This window comes from Gardnerella sp. DNF00476 (assembly GCF_049262735.1).
GTDB classification, from domain to species: domain Bacteria; phylum Actinomycetota; class Actinomycetes; order Actinomycetales; family Bifidobacteriaceae; genus Bifidobacterium; species Bifidobacterium vaginale.
Window position 1 is genome coordinate 1,472,961 of record NZ_CP058401.1, and the last position, 21,789, is coordinate 1,494,749.

Annotated in this window: 17 protein-coding genes and 4 tRNA genes; 12 read left to right on the forward strand and 9 right to left on the reverse strand. The window is 38.1% G+C overall.

The window, feature by feature from the left end; translation table 11 throughout:
- Nucleotides 1–3 precede the first annotated feature (3 nt).
- Together HXT25_RS05895 and HXT25_RS05900 are read left to right on the forward strand one after the other, a co-directional pair.
- Nucleotides 4–1,290 (forward strand): nucleotide-binding domain-containing protein, encoded by a 1,287-nt coding sequence (locus HXT25_RS05895; RefSeq protein ID WP_422118801.1) that lies wholly within the window; start codon nt 4–6, stop codon nt 1,288–1,290.
- A 177-nt stretch (nt 1,291–1,467) separates the two neighbouring features.
- A complete protein-coding gene (locus HXT25_RS05900) occupies nt 1,468–1,836 on the forward strand; it encodes a DUF2513 domain-containing protein (RefSeq protein WP_019261551.1) in 369 nt (122 codons plus the stop codon).
- An 80-nt stretch (nt 1,837–1,916) separates the two neighbouring features.
- Here the strand turns inward: HXT25_RS05900 and HXT25_RS05905 are convergent, their stop codons facing one another.
- Nucleotides 1,917–3,329, reverse strand: coding sequence for a hypothetical protein (locus tag HXT25_RS05905; protein ID WP_422118802.1), 1,413 nt, complete (start codon nt 3,327–3,329; stop codon nt 1,917–1,919).
- Nucleotides 3,330–3,850: 521 nt separating this feature from the next.
- On the opposite strand from HXT25_RS05905, the gene HXT25_RS05910 reads away from it, so the two are divergent.
- Nucleotides 3,851–6,112 carry a KAP family P-loop NTPase fold protein gene (locus HXT25_RS05910; RefSeq protein WP_101886415.1) on the forward strand — a complete coding sequence of 754 codons (2,262 nt, stop codon included), beginning with the start codon at nt 3,851–3,853 and terminating at the stop codon, nt 6,110–6,112.
- Between the two features lie 73 nt (nt 6,113–6,185).
- Here the strand turns inward: HXT25_RS05910 and HXT25_RS05915 are convergent, their stop codons facing one another.
- Nucleotides 6,186–7,232 (reverse strand): hypothetical protein, encoded by a 1,047-nt coding sequence (locus HXT25_RS05915; protein WP_101886416.1) that lies wholly within the window; start codon nt 7,230–7,232, stop codon nt 6,186–6,188.
- A 325-nt stretch (nt 7,233–7,557) separates the two neighbouring features.
- On the opposite strand from HXT25_RS05915, the gene HXT25_RS05920 reads away from it, so the two are divergent.
- The 4 genes from HXT25_RS05920 to HXT25_RS05935 all read left to right on the forward strand — a co-directional run bounded on the left by HXT25_RS05920 (nt 7,558) and on the right by HXT25_RS05935 (nt 7,945).
- A tRNA-Gly gene (locus HXT25_RS05920) sits at nt 7,558–7,630 on the forward strand.
- A 28-nt stretch (nt 7,631–7,658) separates the two neighbouring features.
- Nucleotides 7,659–7,729: transfer RNA gene (locus HXT25_RS05925), tRNA-Cys, on the forward strand.
- 31 nt (nt 7,730–7,760) lie between these two features.
- A tRNA-Val gene (locus HXT25_RS05930) sits at nt 7,761–7,832 on the forward strand.
- 40 nt (nt 7,833–7,872) lie between these two features.
- Nucleotides 7,873–7,945 (forward strand) — tRNA-Val (locus tag HXT25_RS05935).
- Between the two features lie 246 nt (nt 7,946–8,191).
- Here HXT25_RS05935 and HXT25_RS05940 read toward each other — a convergent pair.
- The 3 genes from HXT25_RS05940 to HXT25_RS05950 form a co-directional block, all read right to left on the reverse strand.
- A complete protein-coding gene (locus HXT25_RS05940) occupies nt 8,192–9,124 on the reverse strand; it encodes a LysR family transcriptional regulator (protein WP_004115343.1) in 933 nt (310 codons plus the stop codon).
- A 106-nt stretch (nt 9,125–9,230) separates the two neighbouring features.
- Nucleotides 9,231–9,917: an HAD family hydrolase gene (locus HXT25_RS05945; protein ID WP_422118803.1), complete on the reverse strand. Its 687-nt coding sequence runs from the start codon at nt 9,915–9,917 to the stop codon at nt 9,231–9,233.
- Nucleotides 9,918–9,931: 14 nt separating this feature from the next.
- On the reverse strand, nt 9,932–10,975 hold the full coding sequence (locus HXT25_RS05950; protein WP_422118804.1) for an ADP-dependent NAD(P)H-hydrate dehydratase: 1,044 nt from the start codon (nt 10,973–10,975) through the stop codon (nt 9,932–9,934).
- A 326-nt stretch (nt 10,976–11,301) separates the two neighbouring features.
- On the opposite strand from HXT25_RS05950, the gene HXT25_RS05955 reads away from it, so the two are divergent.
- From HXT25_RS05955 to thrS, 5 genes are all read left to right on the forward strand, one after another.
- Nucleotides 11,302–12,486 carry a metal ABC transporter solute-binding protein, Zn/Mn family gene (locus HXT25_RS05955; protein ID WP_004115334.1) on the forward strand — a complete coding sequence of 395 codons (1,185 nt, stop codon included), beginning with the start codon at nt 11,302–11,304 and terminating at the stop codon, nt 12,484–12,486.
- Between the two features lie 94 nt (nt 12,487–12,580).
- Entirely contained in the window at nt 12,581–13,393 is an 813-nt protein-coding gene (locus tag HXT25_RS05960) for a metal ABC transporter ATP-binding protein (protein ID WP_013399558.1), read from the forward strand.
- A complete protein-coding gene (locus HXT25_RS05965; protein WP_004111894.1) occupies nt 13,383–14,327 on the forward strand; it encodes a metal ABC transporter permease in 945 nt (314 codons plus the stop codon). The genes HXT25_RS05960 and HXT25_RS05965 overlap by 11 nt, the downstream gene beginning before the upstream one ends.
- A gap of 2 nt (nt 14,328–14,329) precedes the next feature.
- Nucleotides 14,330–15,229 (forward strand): metal ABC transporter permease, encoded by a 900-nt coding sequence (locus HXT25_RS05970; RefSeq protein ID WP_004111893.1) that lies wholly within the window; start codon nt 14,330–14,332, stop codon nt 15,227–15,229.
- Nucleotides 15,230–15,373: 144 nt separating this feature from the next.
- Entirely contained in the window at nt 15,374–17,404 is a 2,031-nt protein-coding gene (gene thrS, locus HXT25_RS05975; RefSeq protein ID WP_032836390.1) for a threonine--tRNA ligase, read from the forward strand.
- A gap of 118 nt (nt 17,405–17,522) precedes the next feature.
- Here thrS and HXT25_RS05980 read toward each other — a convergent pair whose 3' ends face one another.
- The 4 genes from HXT25_RS05980 to HXT25_RS05995 all read right to left on the reverse strand — a co-directional run bounded on the left by HXT25_RS05980 (nt 17,523) and on the right by HXT25_RS05995 (nt 21,673).
- Complete coding sequence (locus tag HXT25_RS05980; protein WP_004115323.1) at nt 17,523–18,437, reverse strand: dihydrodipicolinate synthase family protein; 915 nt, start codon at nt 18,435–18,437, stop codon at nt 17,523–17,525.
- 175 nt (nt 18,438–18,612) lie between these two features.
- Nucleotides 18,613–19,386 (reverse strand): amidohydrolase family protein, encoded by a 774-nt coding sequence (locus tag HXT25_RS05985; RefSeq protein WP_415702949.1) that lies wholly within the window; start codon nt 19,384–19,386, stop codon nt 18,613–18,615.
- A gap of 75 nt (nt 19,387–19,461) precedes the next feature.
- Nucleotides 19,462–20,739 (reverse strand): MFS transporter, encoded by a 1,278-nt coding sequence (locus HXT25_RS05990; protein WP_174190604.1) that lies wholly within the window; start codon nt 20,737–20,739, stop codon nt 19,462–19,464.
- Between the two features lie 142 nt (nt 20,740–20,881).
- Nucleotides 20,882–21,673, reverse strand: coding sequence for an SDR family oxidoreductase (locus HXT25_RS05995; protein ID WP_004111884.1), 792 nt, complete (start codon nt 21,671–21,673; stop codon nt 20,882–20,884).
- Nucleotides 21,674–21,789 lie beyond the last annotated feature (116 nt).

Here is a 21,789-nt window from a genome sequence, read left to right on the forward strand (position 1 = left end):
TGTATGAGTGCATTAGACGTTTTTGATAAAATCTTCGACAATCTTAAGATTTCTAATAAGGAAGAAATTAGAAGCCGTAGAGATGAAATTACAAAAGCTCTTAATAGAGAATTTAGAGATTCAGATTCAGAATCAGACAATCGGTTAATGGTAGGTTCATGGGGACGTTGTACAGCCATTAATGGAGTTTCTGATTTAGATTTTCTTTATATTCTTCCTTCTCATTTATATGATGAATTTCATGTGTCAGGAGGTACATGCAAAGTTCTATCTAAAGTAAAACAAGCTATAGTAACCCATTATTCACGAACTGATATTCGAGTAAATCAACTAGTTGTTGTAGTTAATTTCGAAAATTATAAATTTGAAGTGCAACCTGTCTTTGAACAAGAGGATGGCTCATTTTTGTATCCAGATACGTATTCCGATTCTTGGAAAACAACAAAACCCCGAGATGAGATTAAAGCTATATCTGACCTTGATACAGCTTCTAATGGAAATGCTAGAAAAATATGCAAATTAGCTCGGGCATGGAACAATAAACACGATGTTATTATGGGTGGTCTTCTCATAGATACTATGGCATGGAGATTTCTCAATGATAATGATGAATATTTTAACGCTACAAATCATCCTGATTATATGATTAGAGATTTCTTTAAATATCTAAGCAATTTACCCAAACAAGAATCCTGGAATGCTCTAGGCAGCAATCAAAAAGTAAAGGTCAAGAAAAATTTTCAAGTAAAAGCTTTAGAAGCCTATGATCTCTGTTGTGCTGCTATTGATGAAAGCGATGAAGTTAAGTCATACAATAAATGGCGGGAGGTCTTTGGAAAATTTGTCCCATTAAGTGAATATGAACAAGTAGCCAAGGATCTTTTTACGTCGTATGATGACACGGAACAGTTTATCGAAAGTTTTTATCCTATTGATTTACGATATGAGCTTAATCTTGAGTGCAAAGTAACACAAGATGGATTTAGACCAGCTAATTTAAGAGATATGATAATGAATCATATTTGGCTTAAACCAAACAAAAAACTAGAATTTTATATAACAAATACAGATCTCCCAACACCATATAGTCTCAAATGGAAAGTATGCAACTGTGGAGAAGAAGCTAAAAAACGAAATTGTATAAGAGGACAAATTATTGATGGTACAAGCTCTAACACCAGAGAAGAATATACGGTTTTTCGAGGAGAACACTATGTTGAATGCTACGCTATATACTACAGCGTGGTAATAGCAAAAGGTAAAATATCTGTACCAATCACCACAAACTAGTCTTATGCAACTTAGTAGTTCTAAAATTAAAACTCACTAAAGATTCAATATATTGGGATGTGCTAGATGCCGAGCATAAATTAAACGGTCTAGATGTGATTAATACGCTTGTATAACTTTTGCATATGATATTTGTGTAAAAAATTTAAATAACAATCTATAAAGGAGCATAAACTTATGAGAAGAAATATGGATTTAGTTCGCGAAATTTTAATTGAAGTTTCTAAAAGTGATAAAGAAGTTAGAGCGAGCGAAATTGCCGAGAAAAGTAGCAAATACTCTCTTGAAGAAATTATTTACAACATGAAAATAATGGGAGAAGGTAATTTAATTAATGTACATATCGACGAACGAGGAGTTGGTGTTGTAGATGTTATCGTTCTAGATATAACTTGGTGTGGTAATGACTTTCTTGATTCTATAAGCTCTAACGAAATATGGGAAAAGATAAAAAATAATTTTTCGGATAAAATTATTAATATTCCTTTTGATATACTCGTTAGTTTGGCTAAGTTGTACCTAAAAAGTAAATTAGGCTTATCTTAATTATTTTTTATTCTATTCATCATTTTATCTTGCATAAAATTAATATTTATGCAAGATAAAATGATTCAGTATGCGTGTTTTTATATAGATGTCTCATTGTATTTAAATATGTTCGAATTAAGTCTTTTAAGCATTGTTGGTAACTCAACTCCAAGCTGCTTGCCAATCCATAATCTAATAATATTCATAGAGCAAACATTAATTCTGTACATTTTTTCATAGTCTTTCGTGGTTTTTCCTATATTTTCGTTAGCATCCGCATGTTTATTTTTCCTATAAATATCATTCATTTCTTTTACCCAATCAAAATCTTCGCTATCGATTTGAAAATATTCACCTAGTTCTTCTTTTATAGTGTCTAATGCACAAGAAAAATATTTCAATTCTTCAATTGTTTTTCCATTTTTCTTTTTCATCCTATCTTCACGACCTGTACTTTTTATTATTTCCCACCCAATATCTTCTAGTGCAACACCTAAGATTATATTCACAGATTCAACTGGAAGATTATCTTGCTCTTTTGCTAAGTGAGATATTATTCCCATCGCTCTTCCATATCTTTGCAATAATTCAAACCATTTTTCTATTCCACAAATATTAATATCGTCAAAATCAAACAAGAATTGTTTATTATGCTTTTTATAAATGTTTTGTGCGCCAGCATTTAAATGATGAAGAACATGGAACCATTTTACTGTTGAATCATTGCAAGTATTATTGTTTTCCACGCCTACTTCCATTTTTGAAAATTCGCATCGCTCTAATTTAGATATAGAGATAAGATTTAAAATCCAATTATGAATTGAAATATGCTTTTCCCAATTCAATTGTGTTTCACTATGTGTCTCAATAAATGCTTCTTCTGTGAAACTTACAATACTGCCATTTTTTGATATTTTTCTTAGCTGCTGATTGATAGCAAGCGACAGGCTGATGGGTGATTCATCTATTTCATTTGGCGTTGAATTTATTTTACATAACTCTTTGCTGCAAGATTTTTTAATATCTATTCTTATACTTTCGCCATTATCTGTAAGATTGTTAACTCCAATTCCTCTATATGTAAACCAATCATATAGGTTTGAACAACTTGTTCGCAAATTACTTATTTTTTCGAATTGTTTTTCATTTGAACCAACGATTATGTAGTCGCATGTAATTGTACCAATTCCAATTTGACGCATTACATTCGTAGATGATCTTACATCTCTGCATCCGACTAGCGTATATACATTGTCTAGAGATAAAACCTGCAAAATATTAGGTACAGGCAATCTATTTATTGTTTCATATCCTGCATCAGTTTTTATATGTGTAACTCTTCTCCTTAAAAACCACCTAAAAATTTGACCACTAAGTTCTTTAAATAACACAGACAGTTCAAATTTCAGTCCGTTATCGTGTAACATAACTACAGTTTCAGAAGAATCATTATTCTCTGTCTTCAAAAAACCAAGAACGGGTTTAGTTAAATCAAGACTTTTATCTTCCATAATCTCTTAATCTCCAACTAACTTGTTGCTTTTAATGAGAATATTTTAGTATACAAATATAAATAGTCGCAATTTATTGTTTGCAATTTTAGAGATATAAACCAATCCAGCAATCGATAATTTCTTTTGAGAATACCGAACTTTACACATCAACTCTATAAATTAGATTTAACATACAAAGCATATAAACAAAGTCAAATTTGTAAATAAAGCAATATTTGGTAGCATGAGTTATAGGAGTCTTCCTGCGTTGAAAGTCGGTTTCATTCCGTCGGTTGATTTACTCGCCTTAGGCGTTGTGTTGGCTCCTTTATTTTTTGATTTTCAACCATCAATACCCTATATGCCAGTTCGTGTTTTATGTGATAGTGTTTTCTAAATTTTGTGTTTATAAATTTATAACCCAATTTATGGAATATTTAATATTGTAAGAAAACTAAGTAAAGGATAATTTTGCATAAATGATTAGAATATAAATTATTATACGGAATACTGCAATTGCAAAAGTAGGGAGAAAGTATATGAGTTACGTTGCGGATAAACCTATTGAAAAAGCCGATGAAGATTTGTTGGGAAGATCTGATTTTGCTAAACAATTTGGCAAATCGATTTGTGAGTATGATAGCAAAGATGGTCTTGTAATCGGTTTGTATGGAAAGTGGGGTAGCGGTAAGACATCTATTATAAATATGGCAATATCTGAGATTCCAGTAGATAAATCAGAGAAGAAAAAATGGTATTCAAAAGTATATAAAAGAATCAAAAAAATTTTTACTTCACAAAAAACTGAAGAAGATCAAAATCATAATCCAATAATTATTAGATTTTCGCCATGGAATTATTCGGATAAAAACAATTTGATTAGTTTATTTTTCCATGAATTGAAGAATAAATTAGGCGTAGCTAAAGGAGAAGAGAACAAAGGAAAAATCGGAAAGGCTATAAGTCAATATTCCGATATTATTGACGTTTCATTACTTATTCCAGTAGTTGGGCCTGCAATCGCTCCTATATTGAAAACTACATTCAAAGCAGTAGGTGCTAAATTGATGAAAAATCCTAGTTTGAATGAAGCTAAAGAAAAATTGTGTGAGGCGCTAGAAGATTTTAACCACAAAATAATTGTTTTTATTGATGATATAGATCGATTGACTACTCCTCAGATTAAAGACATTTTCCAATTGGTGAAACAAGTAGGCGATTTTCCTAACATCATTTATGTACTTACGATGGATAGGGAAATTGTTTGCAATGCTTTGTCTGAATATCACAATATTGACGGAGATGAATATTTAAAGAAAATTGTTCAAGTTTCTTTTGAAGTTCCCGAAATTGATAAAACAACAGTGCATGAAATATTAAAAAGTAGACTCAATAAAATTGTATACAAAAATGATTGCGAAGAAGAATTTGAAAACAATGATTATTTTGAAAAAGTGCTTGAAAATTGCGTAAAACCATATATTAAAAATATAAGAGATATTAATAGATTACTTAACGCGTTCCAATTCAAATATGCCGCTTTATGGAAAGAAACATCATTTGTTGATTTATTAGCTATTACTGCAATAGAAATCTTCGAGCCGAAGTTATATAAATGGATTTCTTATAATGCATATGCATTATGCCGATGCAGTGAACATAGTCATCTAATGATTGGCAAGGATAACATAGATTACTTAAAATATTGCAATGAGAAATTTAGTAGTCTTAAATTTGACTGTAACAAAGTAATAGATATTCTTTCAACTATGTTTCCTACATTTGCAAAAGACATTAATAAGCATAAATTAGCAAACCCTCAATCTGAAGAAGAACTTATTAGTAAAATGCGCGTTGGTTCTATTGAGAAATTTTATTTATATTTCAGTTTTAATTTATCAAGTATAAAAATTCAAAGAGAAGTAATTCTCGAATGTATAAATAATTGTAGCAAATTTGCTTTCATGCAAAAAGTTAAGAATTTTAATAAAGATGGCAATATTCTATACTTTTTGGAAAATATAGAAGCATTACTTCTTGATAATAAAATATCAAATAATAGACTTGCTTTAATTGCATCTACATTATTTGAATTGCAATATGACTTTAAATGTATAGACTCATCTAATTTATTCAAAACATCCGCATGTGATTATTCCGAAGATTTAATATATAACATAATTGCTCGATTAAAGAATGAAAATGATAGATATGAAATTATCAGTTCTGCAGTTCAAAATATTAATAAATACAACATTGGCACAACATCTACAATAATTAGATATATTGGATTCGCCTACAAAAAATATGGATGTGAAGATGAGCGTAAAGATTTTCAATTCATTAGCCTTAAACATTTAGCAGATATTGAAAAAATTTATGCGGCAAAAATTAAAGCCATTTCAGACTCAGAGGATATATTAAGTTCTTACCAATTCCGTATAGCATTTTACGTATGGAAATGTATTGATAAAGAAAATGCAATCTCATTTGTTAAGAATATATTTAATACTGAGAAGAATAAGCTTAAATTCTTATGTTTAACAACATATAATGCCCTAACAAACTGGAAATTTTCTTCAGAAAATTGTTTTAATCTAGTTTCTGAAGAAGAATTTTATGATTCTATAAAAAATTTTGATAAAAGCAGATTAGACGAATTCACTAAAGAAGAGCAAATAATATTAGCTTCGTTTACTATAAACTACGAAAATAGAGACAATGATCATTTTCTTCATGCGCAAGAAAAACAAGCCATAGAACTCATAGAAAAGTGGAAATCTGAAAGTAAGAGTAATTAAGAGTGGGTATAGTTCTGTCTGAAGTTCCATTACAGCGTTGTAAGGAATTTCAGACAGAACTACAAACTACAAGCTACCGTACTTTGCGCCAACGCAATCTATCGTCGTTCGCGCCTAGTTTACACATCATAAGAGTTCCTCGTATAGTCACTCCTTGTTGTCCGGAAGTAGAGCAGAAGCTTCCCGGGTGTACTAGAGGAAGTTGCTGTTGTTGAGGCTGCTGCTGAGGTTGTTGCTGAGGAACGGGAGCTGGTTGTGGGGTAGGTGCTGGCGCCTTCTGCTCAACTGGTGCTTGGGCGGGTTGTTGATTCACTTGCTGTTCTTCTGCGTTCCCATTTTCAGATTGCGTAGAATTTGAATTGGAACTATCTACAGATGATTTGTTTGTTGAATTCTTTTTTGTGCCTGTTTTGTTAGTGTTAGTTTGATTTTTATTGTCAGAATCCCCATTTGAAGACGACTTTGGTTTATTTTTATTATTGTCTTTGTAATCCTTGGATTTGCTGTCTTTGTCTTTTTGGGCAAAAATTGAATCCTTTTCAATTTCGCAAGACAAGTCATTCTTTTTTACGGAGCAGATTTCGTCAGAGTAATGATTTATAGCAAATTCTATTTCTGTTTCATCAAACTTAAGATCTTCAAGTTTTGACTTTGCGTCTTCTTTAGTTAAATTATTATCATCTTCTACGAGTAGCCTTAATTTTCTTACTGCCACATTGTTGAAATCGTAAGTGTCGTCTAAATAATTTATAGCAGATTCGGAATCTTTCGCGGAGCATCCGGAAGTTGTCATCTTTTTCTTAATAGCGTTCAAGGACAAAAAGTCATCGGCTACATAGTTTTTTGCTATATTTTTACATTCTGATGCACTTAACTTGGTTTTAGTGTTGTTTGGTTTATTTTGCTGAATCGAACCTATGACACCAGCTGCTAAAACGATTATTAATATAGTTAGGAGTATATGTTTAAGTTTTTTAGATTTTGGATTTTTTGGATTTTTTGGATTATTGGGATTGTGAGACATATTACTCGGGTTCTTATCATATGATGTAGCGCTGTTATTTATAATTTGAGTTTTTTGTACGTCGCTATTTTTGTCAGAAACATCATTGTTATTCATAGAATATCTTTCTCTACTGTAAATATTTGATATATCTTATTACCGTCTTTATGAGTACTGTTACAGTTTAACCGCATTTTGCTTATTTTGTGAATAGAATTTATGTTAAATATTTTCTATCCTTCAAATTAGAAAAATTTGTAAGCTTATGAATATTAAGCACGTATCAAAACTGTTTCCTTAACGCAGCAATTTTGATACAGTTGCTATGAATATATGACACGCCAAGCGACACGCCAAAAGACGCAAAGCTTGCATTTGAGAATATTTCGGGTATAGTAGTTACTCGTGCTTCGGCGCTGGCAGTTGTCAGTGTGAGAGCATTGCGGACATAGCTTAGTTGGTAAAGCGCAACCTTGCCAAGGTTGAGACCGCGGGTTCGAGTCCCGTTGTCCGCTCTAGGTCCGGTGAGTTATTCGACCTTACGGTGGGTTAGCCAAGCGGTTAGGCAGCGGCCTGCAAAGCCGTATAGATGAGTTCGACTCTCGTACCCACCTCGATTAAGCGGGTTAGCTTAATAAACAACCTGGGCGGTTGGCGCAGTGGTAGCGCACTTCCCTGACACGGAAGGGGTCACAAGTTCGAACCTTGTATCGCCCACTCGAAAGGATTGCCTTTCACGCATAATTAAAAAAATTTTGGGTGATTGGCGCAGCGGCTAGCGCACTTCCTTCACACGGAAGGGGTCATAGGTTCGATTCCTATATCACCCACAATATTGTTCAGTTTCGCGGTATGATATACCGCATTTTTTGTATCTACTGGTATGTCTCGGTATTAGTCAGCATTTTGTTAATACATTTTTCGCGTATAGGTTGATTTAAGAATAAGCGTAGCGTCAAAATTAAACACTATTTTTGAGTTATGCACAAAAATAGTATTGGATAATGTAACGGTGCTGAATAGTGTAATTCCCAAAATCTCGCAGTTATGCTGCTCGGTTATGCTGCTCAGTTCTACTATTTAGCTCTACTTATTACTTGATATCCGTGTTTAATTAACACAGATTCGAGTTGAGAAAGATACGCAATTGCTGCAGGAGAAAGATTCGTGCGCTCATTCTTAATCCACCCAACAAGCATGGTTTCTTCGCAATCCAGCGGAATAGTCACGATTTTCTCGTTATTCAAGTCGCCATTGTCGATTCCAGTGCAAATAGTAAAACCATTAAGGCCAATAATAAAGTTCAAAATGGTTGCGCGGTCTGTAACATTAATCTTTTTAGGTGGATGTTGAGGCCATACCGCTTCCTCTGTAAAGAAGAAGCTACCATCCTCACCCTGCTCATACTGAATAAACGGATATGGTCGCAAATCCTCCAAAGTGAGTTTTTTATGACCCGCAAGTGGATTGTTTCTAGAAATAAACACATGCAATTTAGCGCGGAAAAGTGGATGGAATTCAAGATGCTTTTCTCGAAGCATCTTTCCAATAACGTCTTTGTTGTAGTCGGAAAGATAAAGCAAACCAAGGTCTGCGCGCATTGAAGTCACTTGATTAATAATATTTTTTGTACGAGTCTCCCTTAGTGAAAACTCGTACTCGTTAGAATCAATGCTGCGAATCATGTCTACAAAAGCCTCAACAGCAAACATGTAGTGCTGAGTTGCAACGCTGCAAAGCTGTTTTCTAGGCTTAGTGCTGTTGTAGCGCTCTTCAAGCAGATCTGCTTGGTCTAAAACTTGTCGTGCGTATGTTAAAAACTCAGCTCCGTCAACAGTTAATGCAATTCCTTGAGAAGATCTAGTAAAAATCTCAATGCCAAGCTCTCGTTCCAATTCTTTTACGGAAGAGCTTAACGCTGGTTGTGAAACATAAAGTTCATGCGAAGCTTCGTTCATAGATCCACACTCTACGATTTTCACAATGTACTTTAATTGCAGCAGCGTCATTATTAAGAGCCTTCCGATTTTGGGATTTATACTTGACTATTTCCAACTATTACAACTATAACAACTATAAACTAACGCCTATAATCTTGCGACTTTGGCTTAGTGCTTATAATCTAACGCCTAGCGATGCCAAATCCTCTCTAGCTTTTTGTGCTGTAGTAAAAACAAACCCGTGCATTCCAACATTATGCGCGCCATTAATATTTACTGGCTTATCGTCGAAGAAAACAGTTGTTTGCGGTTTCAATCCAAATCTGTTCATAGCAAGCTCAAAAATCTCGGGCTGTGGCTTATGCAAATGCTCAACGCCAGAAATAATCGTACCTTGTAAAAGAGTAGAAAGTTCTGGGAATTTACGCAATGCGAGTGGGAAAGTTTCTTTAGACCAGTTAGTCAATCCCCAAACTCCGTAGCCAGCTTTGCGTAAATCGTGCAATAAATCAACTATTCCAGGCATCATTCGCGTAAGAACTTGGTCATAGTGTGCGCAATACCATTGAAAAGCGTTGCTAAGCTCCTTGCCAAAGCGCCTTTCATATTCTGGCAAAAGGTCTTTTAATAGTTCGCCGCCGTCCATTCGGTCTTCAAACTCATAGAATCCAGCCAAATCGTCTTTTCCAAAAGTGCCATTAGGGCAAATCGTGTCTACTAAATCCGGGAACTGTTTTTGTAAACAATTCCTGCAATTCCACTCGAGTAAGACCTTACAATAATCAAACATTACGTCGTGAATTTCAACAGATTCTACATTTTCATTTGTGTTGATATTTGTGTTGATATTTGTGTTTTTCATTTTTTCTTCTTTCACTAATTAAGATTCATTAAAAGACCAATAATGTAAGGCAGCGCATTAATAATATCGCTTGCTACAATTGGGTGATCTAAAGTTGAAGCATCATTTGATTCCACTATGTCTTGCGCCAATTGAGTGTAATTGTTTTCGCTGTTGATTTTAGATGCTAATGATGCTGAAATTCCGTGGATTACAGCTGCGCTCGCTGCAATAAAAGCATAGTTTTCGTTTTCTGCGTAATTCGCGTAGTTTTCTGCATAATTTTCTGCACAATTTTCATTATTTTCTTTTCTTTCGCGTTGCGCTAATAATGCTCCTAGAATTCCTGCCAGTACATCTCCTGAACCTGCGGTTGCGAGCCAAGATGGAGCGCATTTTGCAATATAAATGGGAGAGTGTAGTTCTGATGGTGATGCAACTGCTGTTGTTGCGCCTTTAACTAGCACAGTTGCTCCAGTAAGATCGGCTGCTTTTTGAGCGTAGTGTGTTGGATTGCTAGATATTTGTTGTGCGCTTATATTCAAGTCGTATCTAGTAAAAAGTGAGCTTAATTCTCCTGCGTGTGGAGTGAGAACCACTTTTGTGCAAACCTGTTTTGGCAGTAAATCTAACGCTCCAGCATCTACGCATAGTGGTGGAAGATTATCTTTTTGACTTATTGATTGTTCTTTCGAATTATTATTTTCTTTCGCATATTGCGCAAGAATGCTCGCAATGTATTTTCTTTGATTTGCGCTAGCTTCAGTATTGCAATGATCCGCATCTGGTATTCCAGATCCAACTGTTATAGCGTCGATTTTTCCAGTCAATTGTTCCGAGGCTACTACTTCTGGAGATGTTTGTAATACTAAGTTTTGTGCGCGAAGAGGACCGGCATAACGAACCATTCCAATATTTGCATGTGACGCAGCACTCGCGCTTAATATTGCAGCTCCAGGATACTCATTAGAACCCGTTACTAATCCCAGAACCCCACGCGAGTATTTATTGTAAAAAGGCTTAGGCTTTTTTAGACATTTGCTTACATCTTTTGCTTCTATGTTTAGAAGTTCACTCATGCTTACGATTGTAGTGAATATCTGGGATTGTTATTTGTGGTTTTGTTATTTGTCACATTGCATTCGCTATATACACCATTTATTTATATAACGCAAGAAAAATCGCAATTATATCAGACAAAAAATTTGCGACACGCCACTTTTGAAAAAATATAATAAATTTTCAAAATTTCATTGACCATCCATCATATTTTTTCTATGCTTTTAAACGTTATTGCTAACGATAATCTTTCCTAATTAAAAATAATGGAGAAAGTGAAAACGCTTTTTAAACAGATTACAAGACTTGCAATAATGTGAATTCATAGATTCCGGAAAGGAAAATAGTGAAAACTGCACGAATTTTTGCCACCGCAGCCACCGCCGCTTTGCTAACTGTTGGTTTGTGCGCATGTGGATCAACAGCTAAGACAGCAGATCAAAAGACTAACGGTAATCAAGTAAACGTAGTTGCAACCACCACTCAAATCTGCGATTATGTAACTCAAATCGCATCCACTGCAGATGCAAAATCTGGATTAAGCCTTAATAAAACCGATTCTCAAGGCAAAAAGTCTGTGATTGGCGCGCCTCAAGACAAAGCAAAGTCAACAATCAACCTTACATGCTTACTCGCTCCAAACGCGTCTGCACACGAGCATGAGATGACTCCAGCGCAATCCAAAGCGCTTTCTAAAGCAGATTTAATGCTTGTTTCTGGAGTAGATCTTGAGCACTTCTTAGATCAGGCTGTAAAAGCTACTGGATTTAAGGGCACGATGGGAGTAACTTCGGGCATTCTTACCGCAGACGAAATCAAGGATTCAAAGGCAGAAGCTGCTAAAGAAAAGAATCTTCCTTACAAGATTGACCGCGGTGTTGAAAAGGTTCATGCTGAAAAATGGCCATTCCCACCAGAAGAAGGCGAGAAAGAGCCAGAATTCCAGTATGATCCACATATTTGGACTAGCACCAAGAATACTATGATTCAAGTCAAGAATATTGGTAACTTCCTTGGCAAAGCTCTTCCAGAAAGTAAGTCAATCTTCGATGAGCATGTTGAAAAGTTCGTTAAGTCTCTTACTGATTTGGACTCTTGGGCTACTGAAGCTTTGAACAGCGTGCCGCAGGAACATCGCGTTCTGTTTACTTCGCACGACGCATTCGGATACTTCTCACGCGACTACAATGTTAAGTTTATTGGCGCAGCTCTTTCTGACTTCAACAGTCAGCAGGATGCAACTGCAGACCATATTAAGGAGGCTGCAGAAGCTGTTAAAAAGTCTGGTGCCGTAGCAATCTTTGCCGAAAATTCCAACAATTCAAAGTCTATTAAGGCTGTGGCTGCTGCTGCAGGCGTAAAGGCGATTATTGGCGACGATGCGCTTTATGGCGATTCCCTTGGGCCTGTTGGCTCTGCTGGCGAGACCTATATTGGTTCCATTGTCCACAATGTTCAGACTCTTGTTAAGGCTTGGGATGGCAAAGTTCCAGACCTTCCAGAATCTGTAAAAACTGCTTTGAAAAAGTAGTTAATAGGTGGCTATATAAGTAGCTGAAAATAATAAATCACTACAAAAGTAGTTACAAGAAGGTTAATTTATAGTGAATAAGAGCGTCCTAGCAATGAAAGATTGCGACCTAGCATACGGTTATAAAACTGTTGTGACTGGGCTTAACGGAAGTGTAGAAGCTGGAGAGGCTTTAGCTTTAATAGGACCTAATGGTTCTGGAAAAACAACGTTTTTGCAGGCGATTATTGGTATTGTGCGAGTAAGCCATGGAAGCTTAACAATGCCAAAAACGGTTTCTATAGGCTACGTTCCTCAACAAGTTGATTTGGATTTGACTTTTCCAATCACCGCTCGTCAGGTTGTAGCAATGGGCTTAAGCAGGCAAACTGGATTCCTTGGTTTGCTTAAAAAAAGCCAGAAAAAATCTGTTGAGGACGCTCTTAATCATGTTGGTTTGCTAAATAGAGCAGATGTGCGATTTGGTGATCTTTCTGGAGGTCAGCGCCAGCGAATATTGCTTGCTAGAGCTATTGTTGCGCGCCCTACGTTAATTCTTTTAGACGAGCCTTTTAACGGATTAGACGAGCCGAATCGAAAAGAACTGCTCAATATTATGAAGTCAGCAAAAGAAGATGGGATTTCGTTTGTTGTCTCTACTCACGACTTGGTAATCGCGGACGCGATTTGCGAAAAAGCCTTGCTTTTGGCTGGTCGTCAAGTAGCTTTTGGGCCTCTTAGAAAAGTCATGACTAAAGAAAACATATCTTTGGCTTATGGTGGAAGTATGCCAGCTGCAAGTGCGGGTATTACTTTGAATCAATTAGCAAACAAAGATGATTCGTTAAATGCGGCGAGTGTCACAAGCACTTTTAGTGATTCAAGCATTTCGGGCACTGCTTTAGGAGACGAATCCAATGCTAGCTGAATTGGTTGAGTCTTTGCGCAAAATCCTCGAGCCTATACCAGGATTTGACTTTATTGCATCTGCTCCATACATTTTCAGACCTTTCTGTCTTCTTATTGTTCTTGCGATTGCTAGCGGAATAGTTGGCGTGTTTGTTAACTTAAGATGCGCCGAGTTTAATGCGGAGGCTTTGGTCCACGGGATTTTTCCTGGAATCGTAGTCGGAGCGTTATATGGTGGAATTGGGCAAATTATTCCAGGAGCTTCGATTTGCGCAATTTTTCTGGTCGCCGCTCTTGTGTGGGCATCTAGGTCTCAAAAAATCAACGAGTCAATAATAGCAACAGTTTTAACAACATTTTTTGCGCTTGGAATCGTAATATCTCTTAAAAAGGGAGATATGTCTGGCCAGCTTGAAGCACTTATGTTTGGACGTTTGCTAGATGTTACAGACGATAGAATGACTCAAGCAATGCTTATTTGTTTATTTGCAATCGCATTACTCGTTCTAACTTGGAAGAAGCAAATTGTTGTTGCGTTTGACCGCGCTAGTGCTCCTTTAATGGGTGTTAATACTTTACTTGTAGATATTGTGCTAAACGTTGCAATTGCGTCTGTTGTAGTTTCTGCATCTTCGGCTGTTGGCGTACTTCTTGTTATTGGATACCTTGTTATTCCTGGAGCTAGCGCAAGATTGGTTTCTCGCACTGTTGGGCGTATGGCGTTTGTTGGCGTTGCGGTTGGTATTTTTGGCGTTTTATTAGGCATGTACGCTATGAACTTGGAACTTGATCATCCAGTTTCTCCGCAAGCTGCAGTGGCGCTAAGTATTTGCGCAATGTTCGTAGTCGTTTTGATTTTAAGATTCTTATACAGAGTTACATACGCACTAGTGTTTTCTAAAAAGTTTTCTAAAAAGAAAAAGTCTAGCGCAATAGATGGTGGTGGAAAGTAATAATGGTAAGTATTTGGCAAATTATTGCTCTTCCGATTGTAGAGGCAATTGCTGTTGGAGCATTATGCGGTTTTGTTGGATCCTTGGCTTTGCTTAATCAGCGTATTTTCTTCACCGAGTCTATAACTCACGCTGCTTTTCCAGGAGCTGTTATTGGAGTTGTAGTTACATCTGTTTATACGATTGACCAAAACGTTTTGTCTATTGGTCTTTTTATTGGCGCTGCTTTGGCTTGTATTGTTTTGTCTTTTATGATGCATGTGCTTTCTAAACTAAAGGGCATATCTTCTCAAGCATCTGCTGGAATAACTCTTACTGTTGGTTTTGCAAGCGGCTACTTTTTAAACAAGTGGTTTGCTCCTCTTCCATTGCGAATTGAGGGTTTTTTAACAGGATCTTTGCTTAATTGCACTCCTGCAGACGTGATTTTTGCGATTATTGCATTCGCTCTTGCACTAGGATTGTGGAGTTTTAATAGTGCTAATTTGATTCATTGCTCTTTTGACTCCACTAATTACAAAGCTTTAGGAGGCAGAAGCGGATTAATGCAAGGAATTGTTCTTGCGCTAATAATCATTACAGTTTCGGTAATTATTCCAGCTGTTGGAACTGTTGTTTCGGTATCTTTAATCGCAGCTCCTGCAGCAGCACTAAAGAGCAGAATGCGTTCCATTAACAAATTTGTGTTTGCGTGCGTATTGTCTTCTATTTTTATAGCGCTTTTAGGACTTGCCTTAGCTGTGATTTTAAGACTTTCTGCTGGAGGAACTATCGCGATTTGCGCTGGATGCTTCTATTTAGTTGTAAAGCTTAGTGAAAGCATCTTTTTGAAAATACATGAGATTTATTCTGGTTTTTGCAAAAAATCATTGTTAAAAAGTCGCTCTGTTGTTCTAGAGTAACAGAGAATTGCGCGTGAAAAATGCGTGCGATTGACGTCGTTTTTTGCGCGTTTTATTTATGTTTTAATCGCGTAAGTTTATCGACGCCACACAAGTCCAGGTCTGCACATTAGTAACGCAAGACCCCGATAGAAAAGGACAATTATGGCTGAAAATACCATCTCCATCACAGTAAACAATGAGCGCAAGGAGGTGGATGCAAGCTTCACTGGCGTTGAACTTTTCGCGGAAGATAAGAATATTATTGCCGTGCGTTTAAATGGCGAGTTGCGTGATTTGTACACGCCTCTTCATAACGGCGATACCGTGGAATCAGTAGCACTTGATAGTGAAGATGGCATCGCAATCATGCGTCATTCCGCTACACACGTGATGGCTCAAGCTGTTCAAGAAATTCGACCAGACGCAAAGTTGGGCGTAGGTCCTGTAATTAAAGACGGCTTCTACTACGATTTCGATGTTGATACTCCATTTACGCCAGACGATTTGAAGCAAATCGAAAAGCATATGCAGCGCATTATTAAAGAGTCTCAAAGCTTCCGCCGCCGCGTTGTAACAGAGGATGAAGCGCGCGAAGAAGAAGCAAATCAACCTTATAAGTTGGAGTTGATTGGAGATAAGGAAGCGGCTCTTGATCCGGCTGCTGCTGGCGAAATCAGCAAGCATGAGCTTAGCATGTATGACAATTTGGATCGCGAAGGCAATAAAGTTTGGAGCGATTTGTGCCGCGGACCTCATTTGCCAAATACGCGCTATATTAAGGCTTTTAAGCTTGAGCGTGTGGCTGCAGCTTACTGGCGCGGTTCGGAGCATAACCCTATGCTTCAGCGCATTTATGGCACTGCTTGGCCTAGCAAGGAAGAGCTTAAAGCTTATACAACTCGCATGGAAGAAGCTGCTAAGCGCGATCATCGTAAGCTTGGCCAAGAAATGGATTTGTTCTCATTCCCAGACGAGATTGGTCCAGGCTTAGCAGTGTTCCATCCAAAGGGTGCTGCAATCATTAACGCAATGGAAGATTATTCGCGCGAACAGCACAGAAAGCATCACTACAGCTTCGTACAAACTCCGCATATTACTAAGGGCGGCTTGTATGAGACTTCCGGCCATTTGCAGTGGTACAAGGATGGCATGTATCCTCCAATGAAGCTTGACGAAGAGCGCGACGAGAATGGCAATGTAACCCGCCAGGGTGCTGACTACTACTTGAAGCCAATGAACTGCCCAATGCATAATTTGATCTTCAAGTCTCGCCAGCGTTCGTACCGCGAGCTTCCTTTGCGCTTGTTTGAGTTTGGTACTGTGTATCGCTACGAAAAGTCTGGCGTTGTGCATGGCTTAACTCGCGTTCGCGGATTGACTCAGGATGATTCGCATATTTACTGCACTCGCGAGCAGATGCGCGATGAGTTAAAGAGCTTGCTTAACTTTGTGCTTGGTCTTCTTAAAGACTTCGGTTTGAACGACTTCTACTTGGAGCTTTCCACTAAGGATGAGCACAAGTTCGTTGGTTCCGACGAGATTTGGGAAGAAGCAACTAACACTTTGGCAGAGGTTGCTAAAGAGTCTGGTTTGGAACTCGTGGACGATCCAGGTGGAGCTGCATTCTACGGCCCGAAGATTTCTGTGCAAGCTCGCGATGCAATCGGCCGCACTTGGCAGGTTTCTACTATTCAGCTTGACTTCAATTTGCCTGAGCGCTTTAAGTTGGAGTATATTGCAGCTGATGGTAGCCACCAGCGCCCAGTTATGATTCACCGCGCACTCTTCGGCTCTATTGAGCGCTTCTTTGCTATTTTGCTTGAGCATTATGCCGGCGCGTTCCCAGCATGGTTGGCTCCAGTTCAGGTGACTGGCGTTCCTGTTGCAGACGAGTTTGCTCCGCACTTGCAAAAGTTTATTAGCGATTTGGAAGAGAATATGGTTCGTTGCGAAATGGACAGCTCCGACGATCGCTTTGGCAAGAAGATTCGTAACGCTTCTAAGTCTAAGGTGCCTTTCACTTTGATTGCTGGCGAAGAGGATGTGAACAACAATGCTGTGAGCTTCCGCTTCCGCGATGGTAGCCAATTGAATGGTGTTCCAGTTGAGCAAGCTAAAGAGTGGATTTTGTCCATTATTAAGCAGCGCGTTCAAGTGAATACTGCAGAAGATTTTGAGCGCTACACAAAGTAGCATTCGCGATGCAACTTACGTAGCATAAATCAACGTAAGTCAATACAAAACAAACCCGCACTTCTTAACGTTGTGCGGGTTTATTCCTTTTATTCTTGATTTATTACGAGTGACTTAGTTACTTAAGCAGCGCACGAATTGCTTCGATTTGCTCGCTATTAACTTGACTTGCAGGCTCGCGAACAAGCGTGCTAATCGGCAATCCCTTAAGATTTACAGCAGCTTTAATAGCAGAAATAAACAAGTCGGTAGTGTTGTAAACTGCCATCAAATGGCTGATTCTTTTAGCACATTCAATAAGATGTGCAAAATCGCCAGCCTCATACGCCTTATGCAAAGATGCAAAAGTTTCTGGCTCTACATTTGTAAGACCACAAATCACGCCGTTTCCTCCAGCAATCCTATTAGGAGTGTAATACTCATCAAAGCCAGAGAAAACAACGAAATCTGGGTTTACGCGTCTAGTGGCTTCAATCATTGCGCGAGTATGGCTTATAGTATCTACCGTATCTTTAATACCAACAATATTCGGGTATTTTTCAGCAAGACTTGCAACTAAGCTTGGTGTTAAATCGCTGCCAGTTCGAGCAGGGAAGTTGTATAGAATAACGGGCAAGCTAGTTGCGTTAGCTATTGCGCCAAAGTATCGTTCGGCAGTTGGTGCAGTTGGTCCAAAGTAGTATGGAGATACAGCTACAACAGCGTCTGCTCCGCAACTTTCCGCAAACTTAGTAAAGTCAAGTACTTCGTTAAGATTTGTGTTTCCAACGCCTATAAGAACTGGAACTCTGTGATTAACATGTTCAATAGCAAACTTAGCAGCTTCCTTTTTTATGCTAAGTGGATATGCGTAGAATTCGCCGATGCTGCCAAAAATCAATATGCCATTAATCCCAGCATCAATCAGATGGTCTAAGTGCTTTGCCCATAAGTTGTAGTCAATGCTTCCGTCATCTTTGCTTACAGTTATTGATGGGCAGAAAACGCCCTTAAAAGCATGCAAATCAAGCTTTGCGCTACTAGAAGTAATCATAAAATTCGTCCTTTTATTTAATTATTTTGTGTATTGAATTATTTTGTGTATTGAATTATTTTGTGTATTGAATTATTTTGTGTATTGAATTATGGGGTATAAGACTTTAACTGGCAAAATCTTACACCCCATAAGCAATGATTATTCAAATCGATTATTCAAATAACTTAATTAATTACAGTTTAATACCATACGCCTTCTTTGCATTATTCATAAAGAAATCTTCGTCGTCGCCGAAAAGCTCAACCATTAAGTCAAGATGCTGCTTAAGTGAAGAATTCAACTTAACAACTGGCCAATTGGAGCTAAAGAGTAGGCGATCAGGGCTAAAGGTGTCTTTTACAAACTTAACAATATCTGGATTTACTGGATTATCTCCCGAAATCTTAATATAGCTGTGTGGAAGCTTTGCAAACGCACGCAAAGCATTGCAAGAATCGTCGTCTAATCCTGGAACATTGCCCAAATGGTTTAGAACAACAGTAACTTCTGGAACTTGCTCAAAAGCTTTAGCCATATCTCCAAGTTCTTCGCCACGATTGCAAAGCTCGAAAGGCATGCCCTTCTTCGCCATTGCCTTAAGACCACCAATAAACGAAGGCTCTAGGCAACGTCCGCGTGGCTCGCTTGGAATATGAAGAGGCTCGCGAATACCGGTTGCGTGAATTGGAACGCGCATAAACGGATCCAACGTGACTCTAAGCATTTTAGCTAGAATTTTAGGATTAGGATTTTCGCCAATAAGCCTATCTTCTAGCTCGTGGTCTGCAGCATCAACCTCAACGTATACGCCGCCGAGGAAGTCAACTCCTAAATCTGCATACTCTTTTTCTAGCTGCTCTAGAGTAAAAGTGTGGTTTAACTTGTCTAAGCCATCAAGCCAAGGCAAGAATTGCTTTGTTGGATCCCAAATATGAAAATGTGAATCCAAAATACGAAGTTGAGACATAATAAATTTTCCTTTCTAAAGACTTTCAAATAAAAACTTTGTAAAGACTTTGTAGTTATTCGCGAATTATTTAGCTTATACAAGACCAATCTTCGAGCCCCAAAGAGCGTACCAAGCAACATACAAGAATCCTGGAACGGTGAGCAATACGGCGGCTTCGATTCCAGCAAAATCTTGTACCAAACCGAAAACTAACGGAATGATTGCAGCGCCAACAATGCTCATAACGAGTGCAGAAGAACCAGTCTTTGCTGCTGCTCCATGAATTCCCTTAAGAGTAAGAGAGAAGATTGTTGGGAAGCCAATGGAGATAAACAAGTACGCTACAATGTAGGCGATTACAGAAATCTGACCAAGTCCAAGGAATGCAACAAACATAAGCACTGCGCTTAAAGTCATGTACAATCCAAGAATCTTGCCACCATCAAACTTTGCCATCAAAGGAGTTGTAACAAAGCGGCCGATTGTAAACATTAAGGAAACGATTGCAAGCATAGAAGCAGCAACACCAGTGGTGATTCCAGTACCCCAATGCTTTAGAGCAAAGTCGGAGAACATTGCCATTCCAGCAACTTGAAGTCCAATAAAGATGAATTCTGCAATAATTCCAAGAGTAAAGTATGGCTTGCTCATAAGATGAATGAAGGAAGAATCACCCTTGCTTTCCTGGTCTGCCTCAACGTCTCCTGGAGGAGTAGGGAGTTTAAAGCAGAAGAAGATTGCAATAATCGCAATAAGAACAATGCCAATAACAATGTAAATCAAGCGAGTATCGCCAAGGAACTTTAGCTTAGCAACGTCGAAGCCTGGCTCGTTCTTAGCAACAGTTTTGCCTAAAATTTGACCAAGAATAAGAGGTCCAACAATGTTTCCAACTCCGTTGAAGCTCTGTGCCATGTTGATTCTAAAGGATTCGCCCTTCTCATCGCCAAGCTTAGTAATGTAAGGGTTGCAATTCGTTTCCAAAGTTGCTGCGCCCAACGCTATAACAAACATTGCAACTAGGAACATTGCGTAGCTTGCGGTAGCTGTTGCAGGGATTACCGCAAATGCGCCAAGAGCAAAGAGTGCGAGGCCACTAATAACGCCGCCCTTGTATCCAAAACGCTTTGCGATTAAGCCTGCAGGAATTGCCATAACGAAGTATGCGCCAAAATATGCTACCTGCAGCAATGCTTTTTGAGTATTATTCAGTTCAAGATAATTGCCAAATGGTGAATTCAGTGCATTGACCAAATTCATGGTCAAGCCCCATACAAAGAACAAAGATGTTACCAATACGATGGCAATCATAGCTTTTGAGCCATTTTTACTATTCTTAACGACGGCATTGTCGTTTTCTTTTGTAGTCATCGTCACTCCTGTGTGAGAATAATTCTAAAAGTTTAAGATTTTAAGTTCTTAAATGATTTTGTGCAATGGTGCGCAAACACACATTCGCATTGCGCACCATTTACTAGCTAAACTGCATTAATCTTAAATTTGCATTTGTGATTTAAGACAAAGCGCGATCAAGATGCACGTAGCCTCCATCAACGAATACCCACTGACCAGTGGTGTGCGAAGAGCGATCCGAAAGCAGGAATGCAGCTTCGTTTCCAATCTCTTCCGTAGTAGTCATGCGGTTTTCCAGAGGAATCTTGTCTGTAATAACCTTCAAGCGAGCTTGCTGAGCAGCTTCGTCACCAAATGTCTTAATCCAATCTGCATACAGTGGAGTCCAGCATTCTGAAACAACAATCGCGTTTACGCGAACGCAATCATGGACAAGAGCTGCAGCCCATTCGCGAGTCAAGCCTAAGATTCCGCCCTTTGCAGCAGCATAAGCGCTAGTCTTGCCCTGGCCAGTTAGAGCAGTCTTAGAAGAAATGTTCACAACAGCTCCGTGGCTTTCCTTCAAGTACTTTACAGCAGCATGAACAGTTTCGTAGTAGTGAGTGAGGTTTCCGTGAATCGACTTCTCGAAGTCGCGCCAAGAAGTGGATTCCAAATCCTTGTTGTCGTTAACGCCAGCGTTATTTACAATGCCGTCAATATGACCATACTTCTTATAGGTTTCTTCAATAATTGGTGCAATCTCGTCCGTGTCGTTCAAGTCGAGAAGATAAACATCGTAGTTCTTTGTGTATTGCTCAATATCTTTGCGGAATGTTTCTTCTGCAGCATCTGCGCGGTTAATAACTACTGGAATTGCGCCTTCTCGAGCAAGTTGAAGCGTAATGCCTTTACCAATTCCCTTGAATCCACCTGTTACAATGAAAACCTTGCCTTCCAAATGCAAATCCATAATGAACTCCTTTGTTAAATGATGTGGTTTGCTTTTAGTTAATTTTTAAATTATAAAATTCTATGATTTGTTATTTTTACAAGTGGCTAATCGTTAATCACTATGCGATTAGCCAC